The organism is Azospirillum soli, assembly GCF_017876165.1.
GTDB classification, from domain to species: domain Bacteria; phylum Pseudomonadota; class Alphaproteobacteria; order Azospirillales; family Azospirillaceae; genus Azospirillum; species Azospirillum soli.
The window spans coordinates 65,447-88,598 of the sequence record NZ_JAGINQ010000013.1 but is presented as its reverse complement, the minus strand read 5'-3'; the positions used below and the strand labels follow the sequence as shown (position 1 = coordinate 88,598).

General features: G+C 67.8%; 18 protein-coding genes and 1 tRNA gene. 10 read left to right on the top strand and 9 right to left on the bottom strand.

Annotated features, from left to right (window positions below; translation table 11 throughout):
* Window positions 1-397: 397 nt before the first annotated feature.
* Both J2852_RS19875 and J2852_RS19870 read left to right on the top strand, forming a co-directional pair.
* The gene (locus J2852_RS19875) at window positions 398-3,553 is read left to right on the top strand and encodes a M10 family metallopeptidase C-terminal domain-containing protein (RefSeq protein WP_209878743.1); all 3,156 of its coding nucleotides are present in this window, start codon (window positions 398-400) and stop codon (window positions 3,551-3,553) included.
* 151 nt (window positions 3,554-3,704) lie between these two features.
* A complete protein-coding gene (locus tag J2852_RS19870; RefSeq protein WP_209878741.1) occupies window positions 3,705-4,130 on the top strand; it encodes an NUDIX hydrolase in 426 nt (141 codons plus the stop codon).
* 42 nt (window positions 4,131-4,172) lie between these two features.
* Here J2852_RS19870 and J2852_RS19865 read toward each other — a convergent pair whose 3' ends face one another.
* The 3 genes from J2852_RS19865 to J2852_RS19855 are packed head-to-tail and all read right to left on the bottom strand — an operon-like array spanning window position 4,173 to window position 7,045.
* Window positions 4,173-4,943 (bottom strand): hypothetical protein, encoded by a 771-nt coding sequence (locus J2852_RS19865; protein WP_209878739.1) that lies wholly within the window; start codon window positions 4,941-4,943, stop codon window positions 4,173-4,175.
* A 30-nt stretch (window positions 4,944-4,973) separates the two neighbouring features.
* Entirely contained in the window at window positions 4,974-5,399 is a 426-nt protein-coding gene (locus J2852_RS19860) for a DUF350 domain-containing protein (protein WP_209878737.1), read from the bottom strand.
* A gap of 23 nt (window positions 5,400-5,422) precedes the next feature.
* Window positions 5,423-7,045 (bottom strand): DUF2491 family protein, encoded by a 1,623-nt coding sequence (locus J2852_RS19855; RefSeq protein WP_246499865.1) that lies wholly within the window; start codon window positions 7,043-7,045, stop codon window positions 5,423-5,425.
* 438 nt (window positions 7,046-7,483) lie between these two features.
* Between J2852_RS19855 and acnB the strand changes: the two genes are divergently transcribed.
* Window positions 7,484-10,069, top strand: coding sequence for a bifunctional aconitate hydratase 2/2-methylisocitrate dehydratase (acnB, locus tag J2852_RS19850; RefSeq protein WP_209878735.1), 2,586 nt, complete (start codon window positions 7,484-7,486; stop codon window positions 10,067-10,069).
* Between the two features lie 312 nt (window positions 10,070-10,381).
* Window positions 10,382-10,672: a hypothetical protein gene (locus J2852_RS19845; RefSeq protein WP_209878733.1), complete on the top strand. Its 291-nt coding sequence runs from the start codon at window positions 10,382-10,384 to the stop codon at window positions 10,670-10,672.
* 10 nt (window positions 10,673-10,682) lie between these two features.
* Here J2852_RS19845 and rraA read toward each other — a convergent pair whose 3' ends face one another.
* Both rraA and J2852_RS19835 read right to left on the bottom strand, forming a co-directional pair.
* Window positions 10,683-11,195 carry a ribonuclease E activity regulator RraA gene (gene rraA, locus J2852_RS19840; RefSeq protein ID WP_209878732.1) on the bottom strand — a complete coding sequence of 171 codons (513 nt, stop codon included), beginning with the start codon at window positions 11,193-11,195 and terminating at the stop codon, window positions 10,683-10,685.
* Window positions 11,196-11,222: 27 nt separating this feature from the next.
* Window positions 11,223-12,275 carry an NUDIX hydrolase gene (locus tag J2852_RS19835; RefSeq protein WP_343206784.1) on the bottom strand — a complete coding sequence of 351 codons (1,053 nt, stop codon included), beginning with the start codon at window positions 12,273-12,275 and terminating at the stop codon, window positions 11,223-11,225.
* 230 nt (window positions 12,276-12,505) lie between these two features.
* Here J2852_RS19835 and J2852_RS19830 point away from each other — a divergent pair, with 230 nt between their 5' ends.
* Window positions 12,506-13,159, top strand: coding sequence for a DUF47 domain-containing protein (locus J2852_RS19830; RefSeq protein WP_209878730.1), 654 nt, complete (start codon window positions 12,506-12,508; stop codon window positions 13,157-13,159).
* 4 nt (window positions 13,160-13,163) lie between these two features.
* Window positions 13,164-14,171, top strand: a complete 1,008-nt coding sequence (locus J2852_RS19825) for an inorganic phosphate transporter (RefSeq protein ID WP_209878728.1) — start codon at window positions 13,164-13,166, stop codon at window positions 14,169-14,171.
* Between the two features lie 160 nt (window positions 14,172-14,331).
* Here J2852_RS19825 and J2852_RS19820 read toward each other — a convergent pair.
* Window positions 14,332-14,406: transfer RNA gene (locus J2852_RS19820), tRNA-Gly, on the bottom strand.
* A gap of 88 nt (window positions 14,407-14,494) precedes the next feature.
* Here J2852_RS19820 and J2852_RS19815 point away from each other — a divergent pair.
* The 4 genes from J2852_RS19815 to J2852_RS19800 all read left to right on the top strand — a co-directional run bounded on the left by J2852_RS19815 (window position 14,495) and on the right by J2852_RS19800 (window position 18,428).
* On the top strand, window positions 14,495-14,788 hold the full coding sequence (locus J2852_RS19815) for a DUF1488 family protein (protein ID WP_343206783.1): 294 nt from the start codon (window positions 14,495-14,497) through the stop codon (window positions 14,786-14,788).
* Window positions 14,789-15,089: 301 nt separating this feature from the next.
* Entirely contained in the window at window positions 15,090-16,271 is a 1,182-nt protein-coding gene (locus J2852_RS19810; RefSeq protein ID WP_246499864.1) for a GNAT family N-acetyltransferase, read from the top strand.
* A gap of 193 nt (window positions 16,272-16,464) precedes the next feature.
* Window positions 16,465-17,610 (top strand): carboxylate--amine ligase, encoded by a 1,146-nt coding sequence (locus J2852_RS19805; protein WP_246499863.1) that lies wholly within the window; start codon window positions 16,465-16,467, stop codon window positions 17,608-17,610.
* Entirely contained in the window at window positions 17,607-18,428 is an 822-nt protein-coding gene (locus J2852_RS19800) for a metallophosphoesterase family protein (protein WP_209878721.1), read from the top strand. The genes J2852_RS19805 and J2852_RS19800 overlap by 4 nt, the downstream gene beginning before the upstream one ends.
* 503 nt (window positions 18,429-18,931) lie before the next feature.
* On the opposite strand, the gene J2852_RS19795 is transcribed toward J2852_RS19800, so the two are convergent.
* The 3 genes from J2852_RS19795 to J2852_RS19785 all read right to left on the bottom strand — a co-directional run bounded on the left by J2852_RS19795 (window position 18,932) and on the right by J2852_RS19785 (window position 23,152).
* Complete coding sequence (locus J2852_RS19795; RefSeq protein WP_209878719.1) at window positions 18,932-20,614, bottom strand: sensor histidine kinase; 1,683 nt, start codon at window positions 20,612-20,614, stop codon at window positions 18,932-18,934.
* Window positions 20,615-20,702: 88 nt separating this feature from the next.
* Complete coding sequence (locus J2852_RS19790) at window positions 20,703-21,086, bottom strand: response regulator (RefSeq protein ID WP_209878717.1); 384 nt, start codon at window positions 21,084-21,086, stop codon at window positions 20,703-20,705.
* Window positions 21,083-23,152, bottom strand: a complete 2,070-nt coding sequence (locus J2852_RS19785; protein ID WP_246499862.1) for a response regulator — start codon at window positions 23,150-23,152, stop codon at window positions 21,083-21,085. The genes J2852_RS19790 and J2852_RS19785 overlap by 4 nt, the downstream gene beginning before the upstream one ends.

Sequence of the window (23,152 nt, the reverse complement as noted above, 5' to 3'; positions counted from 1 at the left end):
CAAGTCGCGGCCACCCAATTCACGATCGCTCAATTCATGATCGCGGGCTTCTCCGGTTCTAAACGCAACCGCCCGCGCTGTCGATGGGCTCGCGCGTCCATCGCCCTGCCCCAGTCTCAGCTTACAATTTTAGGTAAAGTTTCGTTAAGCTGACGTAATTAGCGCAACGCGCGAACAAATTCACCATACTTGGCGCCAGACAATTGCCGCAAACGCAATCAAAGCGGTTGATTGTTTGCAATTTCGGGTATAACCCTCCCTGGTTAGGTAGCAACATTACCCCGTTGGATTGAGGGCGACCCGGCGCGCATTGGCCGGGAGAAAAACGGCCCCTCCGCATTGCATCCCCGGTTCGCACGGGCCATGCGCGGAACGAAGCGGGGACTGGAGAGGGACAATGGCGACCGGCATTTCCATTTCGGGCTCACTCACCAACAATCCGGTGATCGACTCCGCGCTCTATGGAATGAAGTGGAACGGCACGGCGCTGACCTATAGCTTTCCGTCCTCGCTCAGCGACCTGTCCGGCTACGCCACTCCCCCGACCGCCAACGTCAGCGGCTTGGACAGCACGGAAAAGCTGACGTTCAAGGCCGCCCTGAAGGCCTGGAGCGACGTTTCCGAACTCACCTTCACCGAGGTCATGACGGCCAGCGCCTCGGACATCAGCGTCTATTGGTATCTCGATCCCGGCAATCTCTCCGCCCAGGTGGTCGATTTTCCCGGAAACACGCAGGAAGCCGGCGACATCCAACTGGGCACCTGGATGGTTCCGAACAATCCCTACACATGGAACCCGGGCGACTATCCCTACTTCACCATTCTCCACGAGCTCGGCCACGCCCTCGGCCTGAAGCACCCGCACGACGCCATCAACGGCTTTCCCAGCGCCGACGCCGACATCGATTTCATCCAGACATCGGTGATGAGCTACCGCTCCTATCCGGACGGCGACACCGGAGGGTACACCGTTCCGTCGGGCAGTTATCCGGCCAAGCCGATGCCGAACGACATCGCGGCGATCCAACACCTGTACGGCCCCAACTGGGCCACCAACAGCGCCAACACGTTCTACACCTTCGATCCTCAAGCCCCGATTGTTCTGACGACCATTTGGGACGGCGGCGGCAACGACACCTACAACTTCGCCAGCTACGTCACCAACCTGTCCATCGATCTGAAGCCCGGCGCGTGGTCGGACCTTGGTTCCCAGTACGCCGCCGTGGACTACATGTTGGTGGACGACGAGGTCGTTCCCACGGCCTGGTTCGGCGCCAACATCGCGAACCCCTACCTCTACGACAATGACCCTCGCTCCCTGATCGAGAACGCCACGGGCGGGTCCGGAAACGACACGCTGGCCGGCAACCATGCCGACAACATTCTGACCGGCAACGGCGGCAACGACGTGCTGACCGGAGGCATAGGGGCCGACACCCTGATCGGCGGAACCGACACCGACAGCTTGGCGGGCGAGGACGGCGACGATGTCTTCAGGGGCGTGGCCAGCGACATGTCCGGCCTGCCCGAAACCATCGACGGCGGGGCCGGCACCGACACGCTGTGGCTGACCGGCAGCGGAACGGTGGACCTGACCTCCGCCACGGTGACGAGTCTGGAAGTCATCAAGATGGCCCAGGCCTCGTCGATTCAGACCCTGACGCTGGGCAGCGGCCAGACCGGCGCCCTCACCACCATCCAGGGCACCAGGACCGCCGGTTCCGCCGACGACGTGGTGAACCTCGCCAGCGGCAACCTGTCGCTCTCGACCCAGGCCGACCTTCTCCTGCTCAACCTGACCGAAGCCAACGCCGTCCAGACCGTCACGGCCGGCGCCAGCGCCCTGCTCGGCGTGATGGTGACCGGCACCGGCGACGACATCGTCACGGCCACCGGCGACCTCGACCTGACCGGCGCCAGCCTGACCGGCCTCGCCGAACTGGCCTTCGGCTCGTCAGGAACGGCGTCCACCCTGACCCTCGATACGACGAGCCTGTCGGGAGGCCTGCCGATCTCCGGCTTCGGCGCGGGAGACACGATCACCATCAACGGCGTGACGCTGTCCGGCACGGTCACCCAGGGCGACGGCACCGCCGTGGCCGCCCACTCCATCCAGATCGGCACGCCGAGCAACGGCCTGACCACGCTCCACATCGACACCGACGGCGTCGCCGACGCCGCCGAGCTGAACCTCGTGCTGAAGGGAAGCTACAGCGCCAACGGCCTCATCAGCCTCGACGGTTCCAGCATCCGCCACGCTGTGCCGCCCACCGACAACGGCGGCGGAAGCGGTGATGGCGGCGGCAGCGGAAGCGAGTCCCCCGCCCCCGTGACGAACACCACGACGAACGGCGTCACCACCACGAAGGTCGATACCATCCCGGTCGGGACCACGACCCCGGTGACCGTCGATCTGGGGACCGGGAGCGGCACCGGCCTGTCGGCCAGCCTGCCCGGCGGCACCAGCCTGAACGCCAGCGGCCCGCAGAACCCGGTCGTGCCGACCCAGCTTTCCGACGCCGTCTCCGCGATGGTGGGCACGATCAGCACCGACCCGGCGCAGCAGGCGGCGATTGGCAGCGCCATCTCCTCCTTCGTCTCCACACTGCCGCCGACCGCGACCGTCGCGGTGCGCACCATCACCCCGACCGTGGCCGCTGGGACTTCCCCGAACGCCCCGATCAGCATCACCGGCAGCGCGACCGGCGGGGAGGCGGTGGTGCTCGACACCCGCGGCCTGCCCAGCGGCACGATCATCAGCGTCAACAACGTCGATTTCCTGGCGGTGGTCGGCGGCGTGCAGCTGTCCGGCGGCGACGGTTCGCAAACCGTGGTCTGCGACGGGTCGGCCCAGTATGTCGTGCTGGGTGCGGACGACGACACGTTGCGCGGCGGCGGCGGCGGCGACTTCATCGGGTCGAAGACCGGCAACGACGTTCTCTACGGCGAGGAGGGCAACGACACCGTTCAGGGCGGCGACGACAACGACCTGCTGTTCGGCAACGTTGGCGCCGACCTGCTGCTGGGCAACATGGGGGCCGACACGCTCTACGCCGGCCGGGACCGTGATACCCTCTACGGCGGCCGGGATGGCGACGCGCTGTTCGGCAACGACGACGCCGACCGGCTGCACGGCGACGACGGCAATGACCGCCTGTTTGGCAACACCGGCGCGGACGTCCTGCTCGGCAACATGGGCGCCGACACCCTGTACGGTGGCCGCGACAACGACACGCTCTACGGCGGCCGTGACGACGATTGGCTGTTCGGCGACGAGGGCAACGACGTGCTGTTCGGCGATCTCGGCGCCGACACCCTGACCGGCGGCGCGGGCACCGACCTTTTTGTCTTCGCCGCCGGCAGCGGGCAGGACACCGTCACCGACTTCAGCGCCGCCGAGGGCGACCGCATCCGGTTGCAAGGCGGCCTGACCTACACGCTGTCGGCCAACGGCGCCGGCAACGCCGTCATCACCTTCTCGGGCGGGGACAGCGTCACGCTGCTCGGCATCCGCCAGGATCAGGTGCAGTCCGGCTGGTTCCTGACCGGCTGACGCCCCCTCACCGGCGCCTTCGGCAAGGCCCAAGCCTTTTTGGGCCCAAGCCGTTTTTGGCCCGTGCCTTTTTCGGCACATGTCTTTATCGAAAGACAATCTCTCATAGGGTGAACTTGGGGTGTGGCCTTCCGTTGCCCACATTGAAGCGATGAGCAACCGCACGCCACACACCCAATACGCCGCGTTGCCGTACCGGCTGAACAACGGCCGGCCGGAGGTCCTGCTGATCACGTCGCGGGAAACGCGGCGCTGGATCATCCCCAAGGGCTGGGCCGAGAAGTCCGTCAAACCGCACGCCATGGCCGCGCGCGAGGCGTATGAGGAAGCGGGCGTGCGCGGCACCGTGGATCGCCGCCCCTTCGGCGACTACCGCTACGTCAAGCGGCTGAGCGCAACCAAGTCCGTGGTCTGCGCGGTCACCGTCTACCTTCTGGAGGTCGAGGAGGAACTAGACGACTGGCCGGAGAAGGACCAGCGCGAACGCCGCTGGCTGTCCCCCGGCCAAGCCGCCCTCGCCATCAGCGAGAGCGGCCTCGTCGAAATGCTTCTGCGCCTCGGCATTCCACCGGAGTAGAACGGTCCCTCAACGGCGGTTCCCCTCAACGCCGGGTCTTTGTCACCGCCGGTTCTTCAGGGCCGCCAGCCGGTCGGACAGGTTGGTCGGCGCCGGCCGCACGCCCGACGCGGCGTCCAGCGCCGCCTTGATGTTGGGGTCGTCCTCTTCCGGCTTGCTCGGCTTCAACAGCTTCGCCTTGGTGTTGGCCGCCTCGGCGGAGGCAAGGTCGCGGGCGGCGGCGTCCTGCATCGCCTTCAACGCCGTGCCCAGGCTTGAGGTCGCGCTGGTCAGCCCGGCCGCCTGCCGCGCCGCCTCGGCCCGCTGTTCGGCCATTTCGCGCTGCTGCGCCGCGCGGCCCAGGTCGCGCTGTGCCCGGTTCAGTTCGCTGCGCGCGGCCTTCAGCTTGTTACCGGCCTCCGCGTAAGTCTTCTCCAGCATGTCGAGGAATTCCCGCGCGTCCCTGGCGTCCTGCTCCTCGCGGTCGATCTCCGGGGCCATCTGCTCCAGCATGCCCACCAGAGTGCCCAGGCTCTGCTCAAGCTGCCCCTTGCGGCCGGGGTCGGTCTCCGTCTCCATCTGCTTTTGCAGGTGCTCGGCGGCGGTCATGCGCTGGCGGGACAGCTGGCCGATGGCGTCGGCCTCCTTCTGCTCCTTCTCGTAGGCGGCGCGCGCCTGCGCGACCTGAAGGCCGAGCTGGTCGAGATGCTCCTCCATGGTGCGCAGCTCGGCTTCCGTGGCGGCGTGCGGGTCCCAGCGGACCAGCGCCTCGACGGCGGACTGCACGGCCTGGTCGGTCTTCACCCCGACGAGGTTGCGGATGAACGAGATCATGGCAGCGGTTCCTCTCGGTTGGGGCGGGTTTCACCCCGCCATGGCGCCCGCGTTCAACAGCGCGACCGCGATCTGAAGCCCCGCCAAAGCTGTTCCCGCAGCCACGTTCCCGGCCTCGATCATCGGCCGCAGGTCGCGGAACAGCCAGATGGCGATCAGGAAGGTCAACAGCTGAAGCAGCAGGGCGATTGCCCCCCAGACGACGATGTCGGCCAGCGCCTCGCTGGTCGCCAGCGTCGCCGCCAGTGGGATGGCCAGCGCCACCACCGTGCCGCCCAGCACGACCCCGGCCGCCCGGTTGCCGCTGGCCAGAAGCTCCCGCTCATGCAGCGGCGTCACGCCGACATAGGCGGCGACCCCGACGAAGAACAGCACCAGCGTCGCCCCGAAATGCAGCAGCAGCAGAGGCAGGCCGGTCCCAAGGCTTTGCAGGATTTGCGCGAAACTGGTGTCCATGGCGTCCATCCGTCCGGTCTGGCTCAGGTCAGCGACAAGGTCGCGGGGTTGATGTCGATGCCGGCGCGGACCTCCACCCAGGCCGATCCGGAATCCTCGACCGCCGCGACCAGCACATATTCGGTCGTCGGCGCCGGGTCGGTCGCCCCGGTGCCCGCCGCGTACAACATGGCGGACAGGCGCCGCGTCCGGCTGCCCCGGTGGTCGGTCACCGTCTCGTCGAAGACGACCGGCGCGATCCGCGCCGCGCTGGGGTTCCATTGCCGGTCGTAGAGCTTGCCGTCCTTGGTCTGGAACTGCGGATAGCCGACCATCCCGTCCGCGTCGGCCAGCCAGAAGGCCCATTCCTCGCTGTCCGCCGGCTGAACCTCGTCCAGCGTGGAGAACCAGCGGCACTCGTCCGGCACCCCGTCCGCGCCCAGATGCAGTTGGAAGAATCCCCGCCCGCCTTGCAGATAGAGCCGGTGCAGGGTGACGCCCCCGCCCTTCAGCGTCCCGACCGCCTCCACGCTGACCAGCGCGTCCCCGCCGCTCCCGCCGGGCGGGGTCACCTTGGTCGCCGTCCCGGCCAGCAGGAAGGGCGTGGGGTCCAGCGTCAGCGTCATGCCGACCCTGAACAGCGAGGGCTCATACGGCTTGCCCGAGACCTTCTGGCGAATGATGTTCGCGGCGGTTCCCAGAGACGTGCGCGACATGCTTGAGCCTCCCGTGTTGGCGCGGCGGCGCAGCACCATGAAGGCGACCACCCCCGCCCCGGCCACCAGCAGGATCACCACCGTCCCGAAGCCCCCGCCCCCGGACTCCCGGGACGCCGGAGCGGACGTGTCGGCCCGCGCGACCTCGCGCGGGGTATCAGGCGGCAGGTAGTTCGGGTCGCGCGGCTGCCCTTCCTGCGCGCGCAGCTGGTTGTCCAGATCGTCCAGCCGGGCGCGCAACTGCGGATCGTCCTGCGCCCGCCGCTCGGCCTCGGCCCGCCACTGCGCGTAGCCGGGATCGCCCTGATGGTGGTGGAACCAGTCCGCGTATCCCGGCCTCGTCAGATTGTCGAGCAGGAACCAGAGGAACAGCCCGTTCCACAACCCGAAGCTGGGCGAGCCCCCATAGGCCCATCCCGGCGGGCGCCACCCCCCGTACCAGCCGCCCGGCCCATAGCTTCCGCCCGAACGCCGCTGCCCCCAGCCGGAGCCCCAGCCGCCACCCCAGCTTCCGCCACCGCCCCACCCATAATCGTTGCGCGGCGCCGGAGCCGGCGTGGTCACCGGCGGCGTCCGCTGCCGTTGCTGCTCGATCCGGTAGCGCTCCAGCGCTTCCCCGCTCTGCCGCCGGGACACCGATGCGTCCCCGCCCCCGTACGGCGCCCGGCCGTAGGTGCCCGGCGACGGCGCGGTCTGCGGCCGGCTGTAGCCGCCGCTGCCCATCGACGGCGTCCGTGGCGCCGAAGGGCGCACCGTGACCGACGGGGTCCGCGACGGCCGGCTGTACCCGCCGCTGGAGCTTCGCCCGCCCCCGGCCCGCGCCTCCGCGACATCCGGCCACACCACCGCCGCCACTCCCACGGCAACAACCGAAACCGATACCGGCGGCATCGGCGCCAGCGCCAGAAGGACGCTCAGCAATGGGACGATCAGCCGTTTCCTGGGGGGCATCTTGCGGTCGGAGGGGTGGTTGCCGTCATGCGAAACGCCCCAAACGCCCTTTTGTTCAGGTCTCCGACCAAGGCATTCCAAGAAAGCGAACGCGCGGGATCCTTGCGGCGATCATGACGCCATTAGGGAAAGACGCCCCTCTCCTGCCCCGTCCCGAGCAAGTTGTAATACCACTTCTATGGCCACGGACTGAAAACCGAAGCGAGAATCGCGCGTCAACTTGACGATGACGGGGCGGCGACGTAAGAAACCTGCGTTCCGCGGTGGATCCTTCTCGCACGAGGGATCGGCGGCATGGGGTTTCGTGTTCTGCGCTTCCATTTTTTGTCCCTCGGCATGGGAAGGTGCCGGACGGACAAGTCGGGCAGCGGCGGCGCGGGACCCCAGGTCCGGGGGAACCCACGTCTGTCAGTAACCTTGGAATGAGAGGATCGAACCGTGCTTGAAGCTTACCGCCAGCATGTCGCTGAGCGTGCCGCGCTCGGCATTCCGCCCCTGCCGCTTACCGCCAAGCAGACCGAGGAGCTGGTCGGTCTCCTCAAGACTCCTCCCCAGGGCGAAGAGCAGTTCCTGGTCGATCTGATCACCCACCGCGTCCCGGCGGGCGTCGACGACGCCGCCAAGGTCAAGGCCGCCTTCCTGGCCGCGATCGCCAAGGGCACGGACTCCTCGCCGCTGATTTCCAAGGTCAAGGCCACCGAACTGCTGGGCACCATGCTCGGCGGCTTCAACATCAAGCCGCTGATCGAGCTGCTGGCCGACGCCGAGTGCGGCGCCGCCGCCGCGGCCGGCCTGAAGACCACGCTCCTGATGTTCGACTACTTCCACGACGTCAAGGAACTGGCCGACCAGGGCAACGCCAACGCCAAGGCCGTCCTCCAGTCCTGGGCCGATGCGGAGTGGTTCACCTCCCGTCCGGAAGTCCCGGCCAGCCTCACGCTGACCATCTTCAAGGTTTCCGGCGAGACCAACACCGACGACCTGTCGCCGGCCCCGGACGCCTGGTCGCGCCCGGACATCCCGCTGCACGCGCTGGCCATGCTGAAGAACCCGCGCCCCGGCATCGAGCCGGAGGAGCCGGGCGTTCGCGGCCCCGTGAAGCAGCTTGAGGCGCTCAAGGCCAAGGGCAACCTCGTCGCCTACGTCGGCGACGTGGTCGGCACCGGCTCCTCGCGCAAGTCGGCGACCAACTCGGTCCTGTGGTTCACCGGCGAGGACATCCCCTTCGTCCCGAACAAGCGTTTCGGCGGCGTGTGCCTGGGCTCCAAGATCGCCCCGATCTTCTACAACACGATGGAAGACGCGGGCGCTCTGCCGATCGAACTCGACGTTTCCAAGATGGAGACGGGCGACGTCATCGAGCTGCGCCCCTATGACGGCAAGGCCCTGAAGAACGGCGAAGTCATCGCCGAGTTCAAGGTCAAGTCCGACGTGATCTTCGACGAGGTCCGCGCCGGCGGCCGCATCCCGCTGATCATCGGCCGTGGCCTGACCGGCCGCGCCCGCGAGGCGCTGGGTCTGGCTCCGTCCACCCTGTTCCGCCTGCCGTCCTCGCCGTCCGACAGCGGCAAGGGCTTCTCGCTGGCCCAGAAGATGGTCGGCCGCGCCTGCGGTCTGCCGGAGGGCAAGGGTATCCGTCCGGGCACCTATTGCGAGCCGAAGATGACCACGGTGGGGTCGCAGGACACCACCGGCCCGATGACCCGCGACGAGCTGAAGGATCTGGCCTGCCTGGGCTTCTCCGCCGACCTCGTCATGCAGTCCTTCTGCCACACCGCCGCTTATCCGAAGCTGGTGGACGTGAAGATGCACCAGGAGCTGCCGTCCTTCATCGCCACGCGCGGCGGCGTCGCCCTGCGTCCGGGCGACGGTGTCATCCACTCCTGGCTGAACCGCCTGCTGATGCCGGACACCGTGGGCACCGGCGGTGACTCGCACACCCGCTTCCCCATCGGCATCTCCTTCCCGGCCGGCTCGGGTCTCGTCGCCTTCGCCGCCGCCACCGGCGTCATGCCGCTGGACATGCCGGAGAGCGTTCTGGTCCGCTTCAAGGGCGAGCTTCAGCCGGGCGTCACCCTGCGTGACCTCGTCAACGCGATCCCGCTCTACGCCATCCGCCAAGGCCTGCTGACGGTGGAGAAGAAGGGCAAGAAGAACATCTTCTCCGGCCGCATCCTGGAGATCGAGGGTCTGCCCGACCTGAAGGTGGAGCAGGCGTTCGAGCTGTCCGACGCCTCGGCCGAGCGTTCCGCCGCCGCCTGCACCGTTCGGCTCAACAAGGAGCCGATCATCGAGTACATGCGCTCCAACATCACCCTGATGAAGTGGATGATCGCGAACGGGTACGAGGACGCCCGCACGCTTGGCCGCCGCATCAAGGCGATGGAGAGCTGGATCGCCAACCCGAACCTGCTGGAGCCGGACGCCGATGCCGAGTACGCGGCGGTTATCGAGATCGATCTGGCCGACATCAAGGAGCCGATCGTCGCCTGCCCGAACGACCCGGACGACGTGAAGCTGCTGTCCGAGGTTGCCGGCGACAAGATCGACGAGGTCTTCATCGGTTCGTGCATGACCAACATCGGCCACTTCCGCGCGGCCGGTAAGGTCCTGGAAGGCAAGACCGACATCCCGACCCGCCTGTGGATCGCCCCGCCGACCAAGATGGACGCCCAGATCCTGACCGAGGAAGGCTATTACAGCGTTCTCGGCAAGTCGGGTGCGCGCATGGAGATGCCGGGCTGTTCGCTGTGCATGGGCAACCAGGCGCAGATCCGCAAGGGCTCCACGGCCATCTCGACCTCGACCCGCAACTTCCCGAACCGCCTGGGCATCGACACCCGCGTCTACCTCGGCTCCGCCGAGCTGGCCGCCGTCGCCGCCCTGCTGGGCAAGCTGCCGACCCCGGCCGAGTATCTGGAGCAGGTCAATGTCGTGAACCAGAAGGCAGGCGACATCTACCGCTACATGAACTTCGACCAGATCCCGGCCTTCGCCCAGGTCGCCGAGGCGGTCGACGCCTAAGCACCCCTATTTCCCTCCCCTGCGAAGCGGGGGAGGGTCAGGGTGGGGGCTCGCCTATGGCGCGCCCGACAAATGAAAAGCCCCCGCCGGTTTCCCGGCGGGGGCTTTCTCATTGAACCGAAGACGTTTGATGGAAGCCATCAAACGTCTTCGGTATCACTCTGGGAGACTCGCGCAAAAACAATTCAGCCCCTTCAAGCCCTTAACCCCGTTCCCCGGACAGCCATACCACGATGCGGGAAAACTCCGCGGCGGCATCGACGGGTGCGGCGGGATTCCTCAGAATTGGTTTCGCAAGCCAAGGAGACGAGCATGGCGACGGCCTCATCGGCGATGGTCTTCGAAAACCCCACCACCGGGCAGAAGGAGGCCGTGTCCAACCGGGACGGCGTCCGAGCGTTCCTGACCGGCCCCTTCTACTTCGCGTCGAAAAGCCTGTGGCTTCATGCCGCGATCCACGCGGTGCTGTCGATCGTCGGCCTGCTGCTGTGGCCCAGCGGCGCCCTGATGGTGGTCGGCGTCTGGTTCGGCTATGCCTTCGCGACGCCGACCATCCTGGAATACCGCTACCAGAAATTGGGCTGGCAGAAGGTTTCAGGCTGATCCGGCGGCGTCAGGCCGCCGCCCCGAACTCCTCCGCCGCCAGCACCAGCACGCCGTCCTCGTCCGCGAACACCAGATCCCCCGGATTCACCCGGATCCCCGCCACGTTCACCGGCAGCCCGGCCTGCCCTTCGCCGTTCCGCACGGTCTTACGCGGGATGGCGGCCACGGCCTTGATGCCCAAATCCAGCGTCGCCAGCACCGCCGCGTCGCGCACGCAGCCGTGGATCACCACGCCTTCCCAACCGTTCTTCACCGCGTCCTTGGCGATCAGGTCGCCCATCAGGGCGGCGCGCAGGCTGCCGCCGCCGTCCACGACCAGCACCTTGCCCTTGCCCGGCGTGCCCAGCGTTTCCTTGACGCGCGAGTTGTCCTCGAAGCACTTGATGGTCACGGCCTCGCCAGCGAACTTGCGGCGTTGGCCGAAGTCGCGGAACACCGGGTCGGCCACGCGGGCGGTCTTCTCGAAACGGTCGTACAGGTCGCAGGTGCTGTCAAAGCCGGTGCTGTCAAAGTCTGGCATCGCAGTGTTCCCCCTTATTATTGAACGTCATTCGGGCGCCGGGACGGCTCCGGTGCTGGTCCGCTCCAGAATCGCGGAACGGCGGAAGCGGTAGAGTTCGGCGGGGCGCCCGCCGGTCTGGCTCTCGAACTGACCGGTCGGCTCCACCAACCCGCCGGAGATCATCAGGCGGCGAAAGTTCTGCTTGTGCACCCGCTCGCCCGACAGCGCCTCCACCACCTGTTGCAGCTGGTGCAGGGTGAAGGTCGGGGGCAGCAGTTCGAACACGATGGGCCGGTACTTCAGCTTGCCGCGCAGCCGCTCCAGCGCAGTCGCCAGCACGCGCCGCCCGTCCCGCGCCATCGGCCGGCCGAGCGCACGCGGCATGTCCACGCGTCCCGCCCCCATCCCTTCCATGGCCCCCTCGACGCCGGCCCGGCGCGCGAGGTCGCGGTCGCGGAAGGCTTCGACCACCAGCCCGGCCTCGTACAGCAGCTCGTAGCGTTCCAGCACGCGCTCCGCGTCCCACGCCGCCCCGTCCAGCGCGAAGGCCAAGCCCGCACGCTCGCCCCGGCGGGCGCGGGACGCCTCGTCGGGGGCCGCCGCCACCCAGCGCTCCAGCGCCGGCACGATGACCGTGTCCAGCAGGTGCGGCCGCTCGTCGCGCCAGTCCTCCCAGGGGAAGAACTCGTACAGGTCGTGCCACGCCGCCCCGGCGCCGCGCAGCGGGTCCTGCCGCACCAGCGCCAGATAGCCGACCACTATGGAGCGCGGGCCGCCGAACAGCTCGTGCGGGTCGCGGTGGCGGTCGCCGAAGGTGTAGAGCTGCTCCACATAGCGCAACGCCAGCCCGGCGGTGTCCTCGGCCACCGCGCGCACCCCGTCCTGCAACGTGCGGAACCGCTCCGGCTCGAAGGGGGCGCCCGGCAAGGCGTCGCGGTGCGGCAGGGGCTCGTCGCCACGGCGGTGCGATTCGGGGATCTCAAACCCGCTGCGGACGGTCACGACGCGCGGCACCGCTCCAGTTCCCGCCCCGGCGGTGACCGAAACGATGGCGACCGCCAGCCCCACCTGCGTTTCCCCGCCCGTCGCTCCGCTCACGCGCGCACCCGTCCCTGTTGATCCGTGGCCGCAGAATAAGCGGCGCGCGCCCGCAAATCACCGGTCTTTCGCGCGCAGCCCGCTCGGGCGCTCGCGGAATTCGGCGGGCGCGCGGGCGGCGTGACACTTTTATGACTCCCTATTTCCGTCCGTGGTGATACATCACGCGCGGAACCGGCCTGCACGCATTGGGTCCGGTCTCATTGGGTAGTGTCATTGGAGACCCACGCATGTTGAACCTGTTCCGAGCCCTGATGCCGCGCGAGGAGCGATTCTTCGACCTCTTCGCCGAACACGCTCGGAAGATCGTCACCGGCGCCGACGCGCTGCGGACGATGATGCGCGGCGAAGGCGATCTGGAGGAATGGTTCCGCACCATCCGCCGGGTCGAAAGCGAAGCCGACGCCATCGAAAAGGAAGTGCAGCTCGCCGTCCACCGCACCTTCATCGTTCCCTTCGACCGGTCGGACATCCAGGAACTCGGCAAGCGGATGGACGACGTCCTCGACCTGATCGAGGAAACGGCGCGCCACCTCGTGGAGGCCGGCTTCACCGACTTCACGAAGGAAATGCACGCCCAGGCCGACGCCATCGTGCGCTGCGCCAACCTGCTGGCCGAAGGCGTGCCGATGCTGCGCGCCATTCCGAAGCACGTCGAACAGCTGCAAGCCATGACCAGCGAGATCTCCCGGATCGAGAGCGAGGGCGACCGCCTCCTGCGCGAGGCCAAGCATCGCCTGCGGGAGGAGAGCGGCGGGCTGGACGCCCCCATCACCCACCGCCACGCGCTCCAGCGCGAGATCGTGGAGCTGCTGGAAAGCGTTCTCGATGCTTGCGAGGACGTGGCCGACACCATCGACGGCATCATCGTCGAACAGGTCTGACCCCATGGAAGCCGCCACCCTCGCCCTGCCCATCGTCATCGGGCTTGTCGGCGTCGCCCTTCTCTTCGATTTCCTGAACGGCCTGCACGACGCGGCCAACTCCATCGCCACGGTCGTCTCCACCCGCGTGCTGTCGCCGCGCACCGCCGTGGCGATGGCCGCCTTCTTCAACTTCATCGCCTTCCTGTTCTTCGGCCTGCACGTGGCGCAGACCATCGGAACGGGCATCGTGGGCGCCGGCGTCGTGGACGCCAACGTCATCTTCGGCGCCCTGATGGGGGCCATTGTCTGGAACCTGTTCACTTGGTGGCTGGGCATCCCGTCCAGTTCCTCCCACGCGCTGATCGGCGGGCTGGTCGGGGCCGGCGTGGCGAAGGCGGGGCTCGACGCCATCGTCGCCTCCGGCCTCATCAAGACGGCCAGCGCCATTGTGGTCTCGCCGGTGGTCGGTTTCCTGCTGGCCAGCACGCTGATGGTCGTCGTGTCCTGGCTGTTCGTGCGGACGACGCCCTTCATGGTCGACAAGATCTTCCGCAACCTGCAGATCGTCTCCGCCTCGCTCTACAGCCTCGGGCACGGCGGCAACGACGCGCAGAAGACCATGGGCATCATCGCCGTTCTGCTCTATTCGCAGGGGATGCTGGGGCCGACCTTCCACGTTCCCTTCTGGGTGGTCATCACCTGCCAGGCGGCGATGGGCCTGGGCACGCTGTTCGGCGGCTGGCGCATCGTGAAGACCATGGGCTCCAAGCTGACGGAGCTGAAGCCGGTGCACGGCGCCTGCGCGGAAACCGGCGGCGCCATCACCCTGTTCGCCGCCACCTGGATGGGCGTTCCGGTCAGCACGACCCACACCATCACCGGCGCGATCATCGGCGTCGGCGCCACCCGCCGCACCAGCGCCGTCCGCTGGGGTCTGGCGCAGAGCATCGTCATCGCCTGGGTCATCACCCTGCCCGCGACCGCCGTCGTGGGCGCGCTGTTCTACGAACTGTCCCTCCTCCTCTGGTGATACGGCCGGCCTGAAGGCTTCGTCCGCATCACCCTTTCGATCAATGCCGGGTTTCACGGTCGGCGGGTACTGGAAGTGATCATCCGCCGACCGTATGAGGGTGAAAACGAAAAGGGCGGCCAACCGGCCGCCCTTTTTCGATGCATCGCTTCGCTGTAAATGGAGCGGGCGAAGGGATTCGAACCCTCGACCCCAACCTTGGCAAGGTTGTGCTCTACCCCTGAGCTACGCCCGCGCCGCTCCCAACGAAGGGAGCCGTCGTATACTCGACACGGCGGCGTATGGCAAGCGTCCTTTTTTCTTTGACCGCGAAAGTTCCACCGGTGCCGGAAAACACCTCTTCTCCAGACGCCGCCCTTCCCCACGCCGAATGGCGCGCCGGCATCGACGCCCTGACCTTCATCCCGCCGGGCCACCGGGGCCATTGCGCCGTGCACCGCCTCGCCTTCCGCACCCTGCTCGGCCACACCCCCACGCCCGCCGACTGCCTCGCCCACTTCGCCCGTCACCGCGCAGCCTTCCATAAGGCGGCAACCCGCAAGATCGCCGCCCGCAACCTTCCGCCCGACTCCAGCCTGCATCTGAACAGCCGCGACATCGAACGGGCGATGTCCTGAGGGTTGGATCACGCCCCGGAACGGCCACCCCGCATCCTCCCGGTCCCATCCCTTCCGGCTCCCCGGCCGCCTCTGACGGAGTCCCCCGCCGGAACGCCGCAACACGGCTTTCGCGGCTGCGTTGTTGCCCCATGTGTTTGTGCATAATGCCAGCAATCCATTGGACAGGGGGAACCACACATGAATCCGGCAACACTTGGACGCCCATCGGCCTCACCCGTCCTGTAAACCTCTTCGCCGCCTCATCGACGTATCTCCCGCCCCCCGCACCGCCCGACGGAGAGAGACCGCGCCCATGGACATGAGGATTCTTCCTGAGGCCGACGATCAGGACATCGACATCGAACTTCTTCCCGCGAACCGCATCGACACTCTGAAGGAGCTTTGGACCGACCTCGAAGCGCGCGCCGACGGTTCGTTCTTCCTGTCCTGGCACTGGATCGGGACATGGCTGGCGTTCCTGCCCGCCCGCACGCGCCCGCATGTGCTGGTGGCGCACCGCCATGGCCGCGTGATCGGGCTGGCGCTGTTGTGCCCGCGCACGCTCTGGCGCTTCGGGGTGCTGCGCACGCGCTGCTGGCTGCTGCACGAAACCGGCGAGCGCGCCTTCGACCGCCTGTTCATGGAGTACAACGGCATCCTCGCCGACCGCGCTTGCGCCGAGGCGGTGCTCAGCGCCTGTTTCGAATGGCTGGGGCGCCGCCTGACCAACTGGGACGAACTGGTCCTGGGCGGGCTGGAACCGGCCGCCGAGACCGCCGTCCGCCGCGCCGCCGCCCGACTCGGCCACACGCTACAGGTCCGCATGGCCGACAGCACCCAATGGGTGGACCTCGACGGCGTCCGCGCGTGTGGCGGGGACTATCTCGCCACGCTCGGCAAGAACACCCGCGCGGCGGTGAAGCGCGCCATGCGCCTCTACGCCGAACGCGGCGCGCTGGAATATCGGGTCGCCTCCACGGTCGGGGAAGCGCTGGACGACTTCCGCGCCATGGAGGTTCTGCACCAGACCAGCTGGACCGCGCGGGGACAGTCCGGCGCCTTCGCCAACCCGGTCTTCCGGCCTTTTCACGAGCAACTGATCCGCGACGGCGTCCCGGCCGGCGCGGTGCGGCTGTGCCGGATCAGCGTCGGCGGGGAACCTATCGGCTTCCTGCACAACTTCGTCCATCGCGGCCGGGTGCTGAATTATCAGGGCGGCTTCGCCTATGAGGCCGACAAGCGGCTGAAGCCCGGCATCGTCAGCCACGTCCTGGCCATCGAGGACACGCTGAAGCGCGGCGAGCCCGCCTACGACTTCATGTCCACGCCGGCCGGTCACAAGCCGCTTCTGTCCAACGCCGAACAGCCGATGAACTGGATCGCGCTGGGCCCCGACCGGCTGACCCGCCAGATCGACGCCAGACTCCGCCAAGCCAAGGCGGGCCTGACCGAGCTGATGAAGCGCCTGCCCCGCCCCCGCCTCGCCCCCGCGAACCGGTGATCGTCAAATCGGCGGTCGTCAAATCGGTGACCTCCGAACCAACCGGATTGCCGCGACCGGATTGCCCAGAATCCCCGCCTTCGCGCGGACGATGGAAACGCTTACCTAACCTCCCCACGGCACAACCGCGACAGGCCGCACCATGAACAAGGCGTTTTCCCCGAGTGCTTTGCCAAGTGCCTTGGCGTGCGTCATGGGCGATCTTGACATGGTGCGCCCCCTCGGCCTCGCGGGCATCCGCTGCGCCGTGGTCACGCACCCCGGCAGCCCGGCCCTCCATTCCCGCTACACCCACGCCGCCCTGGTGCGGGAGGACAGCGCGGAAAAGCCGAACGGCCTTCTGGACGCCCTGGTCCAGTTCGGCCGCGCGCAGGCCGAACCGCCCGTCCTCTTCTACCAGGACGACGCGCAGCTTCTCCTGGTGTCCCGCAATCGCGAGCGCCTGTCCCAGGCCTTCCGCTTCACCATCGCCGACGCGGAACTGGTCGAGGATCTGGTGGACAAAAGTCGCTTTCAAGCGTTGGCCGAGCGGCTCGGCCTGCCGGTCCCGGCGACCCGCCGCCTGTATCCGGCGCGGGAACCCGCCCCCGACCGCCTCGACCTGCGCTTCCCGGTCATCGTCAAGCCCTTGACCCGCCGCAAGAGCTGGGACGAGACCGAGGGCTTCGGCAAGGCCATTCAGTTGGACTCCCTCGACGAGTTGCGCGCTCTTTGGCCGCGTCTGGTCGAGGTCGGCATGGACCTGCTGGTGCAGGAGATGATCCCCGGCCCCGAAACCCGGATCGAGAGCTATCACGTCTATGTGGACGGGCGCGGCTCCATCGCCGGGGAATTCACCGGGCGCAAGATCCGCACCTACCCCGTCGCCTACGGCCACAGCACCGCGTTGACCATCACCGACGAGCCCGACGTGGCGGCGCTGGGTCGCTCCCTCACCGAGCGGTTGAACCTGCGTGGCGTCGCCAAGTTCGACTTCAAGCGCGCCCCGGACGGCACCCTCCACCTTCTGGAGGTCAACCCGCGCTTCAACCTCTGGCACCATCTGGGCGCGGTCGCCGGGCTGAACCTGCCGGCCCTGGTCTTCGCCGACGCCACCGGCCAGCCCCGCCCGGCCATGGGCCGCGCGCGGCCGGGCGCCTGCTGGTGCCACGTCACCAAGGACCGCCTCGCCGCCAAGGAAAGCGGCGTGCCGATGTCCGCGTGGCTGCCCTGGGTCCTGCGGTGCGAGGCGAAGGCCATCACCTGGAACGACCCGATGCCCTTCCTGCGGAACATGGCGGCGCGCGTCCTGCCGTCGCGTGCGCGGGACGGCCATTCTCCGGTGAAGGCATCCCCATGAAGATCGCGCTCATCTCGGACATTCACGCCAATCTTGAGGCTTTGCAAGCCACCCTCGACGCCATGGCGGCGGAAGGCGTGGACCGCATCGTCTGCCTGGGCGACATCGTCGGATACAACACCGACCCGACCGAATGCGTGGCCCTTCTGCGCGAGGCTGGCGCGCAGTGCATCGCCGGCAACCACGACCGTGCCGTCACCCGCCAGATCAGCACCGACGGCTTCAGCGCCGCGGCCATCCGAGCCATTTCCTGGACGCGCCGGCGCCTGGCGCCCGACGTGATCGCCTGGCTGTCGAGCCTTCCGCTCAAAGCCAACATCGACCACCACCTGGTCGTCGTGCACGGCGCCCTGCACCCGGACGTCGGCTGCGAGGTGGTCCGCCTCGACAATGACGAGCGCCGCCTGCTGACCTTCCAGGCCTTGATGAAGCACCCCTCCGGCGCCCGCGTCTGCGCCTATGGCCACACCCACCGCATGGGCATCCACGAATACCGCGACGGCACGGTGTGGACGCACCGCGACCTCGACGAGGTGCCGTTGCGCGAAGGTTCCTACTACCTGCTGAATCCCGGCACCATCGGCGAGCCCCGCACGTCCGAACGCCGCGCCACCTACTTCATCTACGACACCGACCGCCAGTTGGTGAGTGCGCGCCGCGTCGCCTACGACGAGTCCATCCCCTTCGGCAAGACCCGCCGCGCCGGCATCGAACCCCGCCGCTTCACCAACCTCCCCGCCCCGGTCCGCGCCGCGCTCCAGCAAGCCCTGCGCCGGATCGGCCTTTACGAGACCGTGCGGCGGGTCCTGAACTCCTGACTGTGTATTCTTGTTTTGTTCTTATTTTTTCGCTACGCTTTCGCCATCAACGGACGATTTGCGCCAGGACCGGCGCTCCATCGGATGCGGCCCTCGATCATCGTGACCGGGCTTGGTCCAATCGCCCCGTGAGTGTCTGTCTGAGGTCAAGTACGTCTTCTCATCGTCATGCCCGGATCAAGTCCGGGCATGACGGAAGCGGATAGGCTCCAAGCCCCTGGAACACGGCATGGGTGTGCAGCCCACCCCGCACCCAAAGAGAGAAAAAAGCCATCAACCAACACAACACTCATCGGCAAACTGTTGCACGATGCTGCACTGGTTAACGCCACACAGTTCATTCGTGCACTCATCGTTGTGCACCGACTGCACAACGGAAGCACGCAAACAAACCTCTCTAACCCATTACCCACACACGCGAATCATCCCAAAAACGCCGTTGTGCAGATTCCGGAAACGCCAGAATCTGCACAACGGTGCACAATGGGCAAATCCACCGCCCGTTAACCAGTCACCACCGCCGTCTTGACCGCCCCCTCCGCCGAACCCGATCCCGCCGCCGTCCGCAGCGGGAAGGTCAGCGTGAAGCGCGTCAGCCCGTCGCTCACCAGACTGGCCTCGCCGCCCAGCTTGGTGACCAACGACTGCACGATCTGCAAGCCCAGGCTGCTCGCCGAACGCCAGTCGAAATCCGGTGGCAGGCCGGCGCCGTCATCCTCGATGGTCAGCCGGCCTCGGGTGCCCCGCCGGGCCAGCGCGATGCGCAACGAGCCCGCGCGCCCCTGGGGAAAGCCGTGTTTCAGCGCGTTGGAGAAGATCTCGTTGACGATCAGGCCCAGCTGGATCCCCTGGTTCATGTCGAGCGAGAAGTCCTCGCACTCGATGGACACGGTAACCCGGTCGTTGCCGCCGTAGGAATCGCGCAGCCGGTCGGTCAGATCCTGGAGGTATTCGTGGAATTCCAGCCGCGTGCGGTCGCCACCCCCGCTCAGCATTTCGTGGACGAGGCTCATGGCGTGGACGCGGTTGACCGAATCCTCGAAGGCGCGGCGCACGGCGTCGTCGCTGACCTGGACCGACTGCAGGCGCAGCATGCTGGAAATGACCTGCAGGTTGTTCTTCACCCGGTGGTGCACCTCCTGCATCAGCACCTCCAGCTGGGCGTTGGCGCTGCGCAGGTCGGCGGTGCGGGCGCCGACCTCGCGTTCCAGCATACGCTTGGCGCGTTCGTCGTCACGCGCCTGCCGGAAGACCAGCACCGTCAGCGCGCCGAGCGCCGCCAGCGCCACCGCCGCCGAAATGCCGGGCACGCGGGTTTCGTCCAGCCAAACCGCCCGCACCTCGTCCCGGTCGATCGCGGCGCTGATGTAGAGCGGCACGCTGTCCACACGGGCGTAGCTGATGATCAGGGTTCGGCCGTCCTCCACGCCCTGAACGGTCGTCGGTCCGGGACGCGTGCCATCGGCCCGCGCCTCTTCGGCCAGCGCCTTGCGCAGGACGGTGCCGCCCTTGAAGGTCTGGCTGAACGGCTCCCCGCTCACGCCTTCCGACTTGTGGGTGACCAAGGGGTTCAAGTCGTCGCGGAACAGGGTGATGGTCGGATTGAAGGGCAGAGTGATGGACCGGTAGAACTCCGCCATGTAATCGACGCTGATGTAGCTGGCGGCGATGCCCCGGAACTCGCCCCGCTCGCCCCGGATGGCGCGGCTGAGGACGAAGCCGGGACGCGCCGTGGTCCGGCTGATCAGGCTCCGGCTGATGAACAGGCCTCTCGGCCCGTCGCGATGGGTCGTGAAATAGGGGCGGTCCGCCACGTCCACGTCCGGTGCCGGGAAGCTGTTGCTGGCCAGACGAAGGCGGCCCTGGTCATCGACCAGCACCAGCGCGTCGATGTAGGGGAAGCGTTCGCTGAGGCGTTGCAGCGCCTGTCCCGCCCGGTGCGAGGTGGCGACCTTGTCCCACTCCTCGCTCTCCATGGCGGCGATGGCCTCGGTGGTGGCGAGGTCGGCCGCCTCGAACAGGCGGGAGCCGTGGTCGGCGAAGAAGAAGGCGGCGTCGTGCGCCTGCTGCTCGGCCCGCTTGACCGCCCGGTCGTAGCTGGCCGAGGCGAACAGCACGAACACCGCCGCCACGAAGCCAAGGCAGGCCAGACAGGCGTAACCGACGATGGTCCGGCGCCGGGCCAACCGCCGGCTCTCCCCCCAACCCGCCTCGGATGCCCCAGGGGATGCCCCGGGCGACGCCCCAGGGAACACGCCGTGGGACGCGCCGGGGTCAGTTGCCATTGCCGATCACCGTCGTGATGGCTTGGCGCAGAACGCCGGGCAGGAAGGGCTTGCCGATGGCCATGGCGTCGGGCAGACCGCGCGCCCGCAACTCCCGCCAGTTGCCGGTGACGAACAGCACCGGCACGGGACGGATGGTCTGGATCATCTTCACCGCGTCAATGCCGTCCACCGGTCCCGGTAGGCGGATGTCGGCCAGGATCAGGTCGGGGGTGTGCCGCTTGGCGGCCGCGACCGCCTCGTCCGCCGTGCCGGCGACCGCGCAGACGGTGCAGCCCAACTCGGTCAGGATCGAGCGGAGGTCGAGGACGATCAGCGGTTCGTCCTCGATGATCAGGACGCGGGTCGGGTTCGTTTCGTCTGGACTGGTCATTCGCACAACACTGCTGCCACCGGCTGGTCGAGGACGCCGCGGACGGCCCGCGCCAGCTCATGTCGATAGTAGGGTTTCTGAAGCACCGGAGCCTCCACCTTCGCCTCCCGGCTGCGGGCCAGCGCGAACTCCGGATAGGCGGAGGCGTAGAGGACCCGCAGCCCTGGCCGGGCGACCACCGCGTGGGCGGCAAGGTCGAAGCCGTTCATCCCGCCGGGCATGGCGATGTCGGAGAACAGCAGGTCCGCCACCTGCCCGCCGGCCAGCATGGTTAGGGCGGCGCGCGCGTCCGGCGCCTCCGCCACCGTATAGCCCAGGTCGCGCAGCATCTCCACGGCCACGGCCCGAACGCCGGGGTCGTCCTCGACCAGCAGGACGGTCTCGCCGGGCTTGGCCGGCGGGCAGTCGCCCTCCTCGCTTGCCGGGGAGACCGGCTTCGGCAGGTCCGCCGCCGCGCGCGGCAGGATGATGTGCACCGCCGTTCCGCGGCCGGGTTCGCTGTCGATGCGAATCGCGCCGCCCGACTGCTTGACGAAGCCGTAGATCATGCTGAGGCCGAGGCCGGTGCCGCGCCCCAGCTCCTTGGTGGTGAAGAAGGGTTCGAAGACGCGCTCCCGCACCTCCGGCGTCATGCCGGTGCCGGTGTCGGCGACCGACAGGCGGACGTACGCGCCGGGGGCGGCCTCGGGGAAGTCCCCCCGGTCCTCCTCCGTCACCGTCAGGTTTCCGGTCTCCATGGTGATGGTGCCGCCCTGGGGCATGGCGTCGCGGGCGTTGACCACGAGGTTGAGCAGCATCGACTCCACCTGCGCCCGGTCGACGACCAGCGCGCCGAGGTCGGCGGCGAGCCTTGTGGTGATCTCGATCTCGTCCTCCAGCGTTCGGCGGAACATCTGCATCATGTCCCGGACCAGGGCATTTAGGTCGAGCGGCGCCAGCTGCAACGTTTGCTTTCGGGCGAAGGTCAGCAGCTGGCGTGTCAGGTCCGAACAGCGCAGCGCGCCCTGCATGGCAAGGTCCACGCGCATGGCGATCTTCGGCTCCCCGCTCTCCCGCATGTGTTTCTGCACACGCTCCAGATTGCCGATGATGACCGAGAGCATGTTGTTGAAATCGTGTGCGATCCCGCCGGTCAGCTGGCCCAGCGCGTCGATCTTCTGGACCTGGGCAAGCTGTTGCTCCGCCTGGCGCCGGTCGGTGACGTCCAGCCATGTGCCGACGATCTCCTGCGCCCCCGTGGACGAGCGAACCAGCACACCCTGGTCGAAGATGTGGCGATAGGCCCCGTCGGCGCACCGCCAGCGGTACTCCATGCTGAAGGCGCCGCCGGTCAGGGCCGCCACCACCTCCGTCAGGACGCGGTCGCGGTCGTCGGGATGGATGCGGTCCTTCCAGAAGTCCGGCCCTTGCGCGAATTCACGCGGGGGGAAGCCGCAGATCCGCTCGACCATCTCGCCGACGAACTGCGGGCCGGCCGGACCGAAGGCGTCGCCGGAGGACAGGTCCACGCTGTACATGGCGATGGGCAGCGCCCGGATGATGGCCGCCTGCCGCTCCTCCACCCGCTGCAGCGCCTGTTCGGCCAGCTTGCGTTCGGCCTTGGCCCGGATGTTGTCGTCCAGCAGCTTCTGCTTGATGGCGACCTGCCGTTGCAGCTCCCTGGACTTGTTGAACAGGTCCACGAAGACGGCGACCTTCGACCGCAGCATGGTCGGGTCCACGGGTTTCAGCATGTAGTCCACCGCCCCCGCGGAATATCCCCGGAAGAAGTGGCCCTCGTCCTTGTTCACGCCGGACAGGAAGATGATCGGCACATGACGGTTGCGCTCGCGCTGCCGGACCATGGCTGCCACCTCGTAGCCGTCCAGGCCCGGCAGGTGCACGTCCAGAAGGATCAGCGCGAAGTCCCGCTTTAGGAGGTGGCGCAAGGCCTCCTCCCCCGACGCCGCCTTGACCGTGTCGGCGTCCAGCGAGGCCAACGCCTGCTCCAGCGCGAACAGGTTGCCCGGATCGTCGTCCACCAGCAGGACGCTCGCCCGAGCCTCCTCGGCTCCAGCCGGGGCCAT

What these genes read in the sequence shown, in the direction of transcription:
- J2852_RS19830 (WP_209878730.1), top strand. Translation starts at nt 12,506, where the DNA reads ATGTTGAACCTGTTCCGAGCCCTGATGCCGCGCGAGGAGCGATTCTTC.
- J2852_RS19785 (WP_246499862.1), bottom strand. Translation starts at nt 23,152, where the DNA reads ATGGCCCCGGCTGGAGCCGAGGAGGCTCGGGCGAGCGTCCTGCTGGTG.
- J2852_RS19860 (WP_209878737.1), bottom strand. Translation starts at nt 5,399, where the DNA reads ATGGACACCAGTTTCGCGCAAATCCTGCAAAGCCTTGGGACCGGCCTG.
- J2852_RS19800 (WP_209878721.1), top strand. Translation starts at nt 17,607, where the DNA reads ATGAAGATCGCGCTCATCTCGGACATTCACGCCAATCTTGAGGCTTTG.
- J2852_RS19845 (WP_209878733.1), top strand. Translation starts at nt 10,382, where the DNA reads ATGGCGACGGCCTCATCGGCGATGGTCTTCGAAAACCCCACCACCGGG.
- J2852_RS19870 (WP_209878741.1), top strand. Translation starts at nt 3,705, where the DNA reads ATGAGCAACCGCACGCCACACACCCAATACGCCGCGTTGCCGTACCGG.
- J2852_RS19865 (WP_209878739.1), bottom strand. Translation starts at nt 4,943, where the DNA reads ATGATCTCGTTCATCCGCAACCTCGTCGGGGTGAAGACCGACCAGGCC.
- J2852_RS19790 (WP_209878717.1), bottom strand. Translation starts at nt 21,086, where the DNA reads ATGACCAGTCCAGACGAAACGAACCCGACCCGCGTCCTGATCATCGAG.
- J2852_RS19810 (WP_246499864.1), top strand. Translation starts at nt 15,090, where the DNA reads ATGAGGATTCTTCCTGAGGCCGACGATCAGGACATCGACATCGAACTT.
- J2852_RS19805 (WP_246499863.1), top strand. Translation starts at nt 16,465, where the DNA reads ATGGGCGATCTTGACATGGTGCGCCCCCTCGGCCTCGCGGGCATCCGC.
- rraA (WP_209878732.1), bottom strand. Translation starts at nt 11,195, where the DNA reads ATGCCAGACTTTGACAGCACCGGCTTTGACAGCACCTGCGACCTGTAC.
- J2852_RS19855 (WP_246499865.1), bottom strand. Translation starts at nt 7,045, where the DNA reads ATGCCCCCCAGGAAACGGCTGATCGTCCCATTGCTGAGCGTCCTTCTG.
- J2852_RS19875 (WP_209878743.1), top strand. Translation starts at nt 398, where the DNA reads ATGGCGACCGGCATTTCCATTTCGGGCTCACTCACCAACAATCCGGTG.
- J2852_RS19825 (WP_209878728.1), top strand. Translation starts at nt 13,164, where the DNA reads ATGGAAGCCGCCACCCTCGCCCTGCCCATCGTCATCGGGCTTGTCGGC.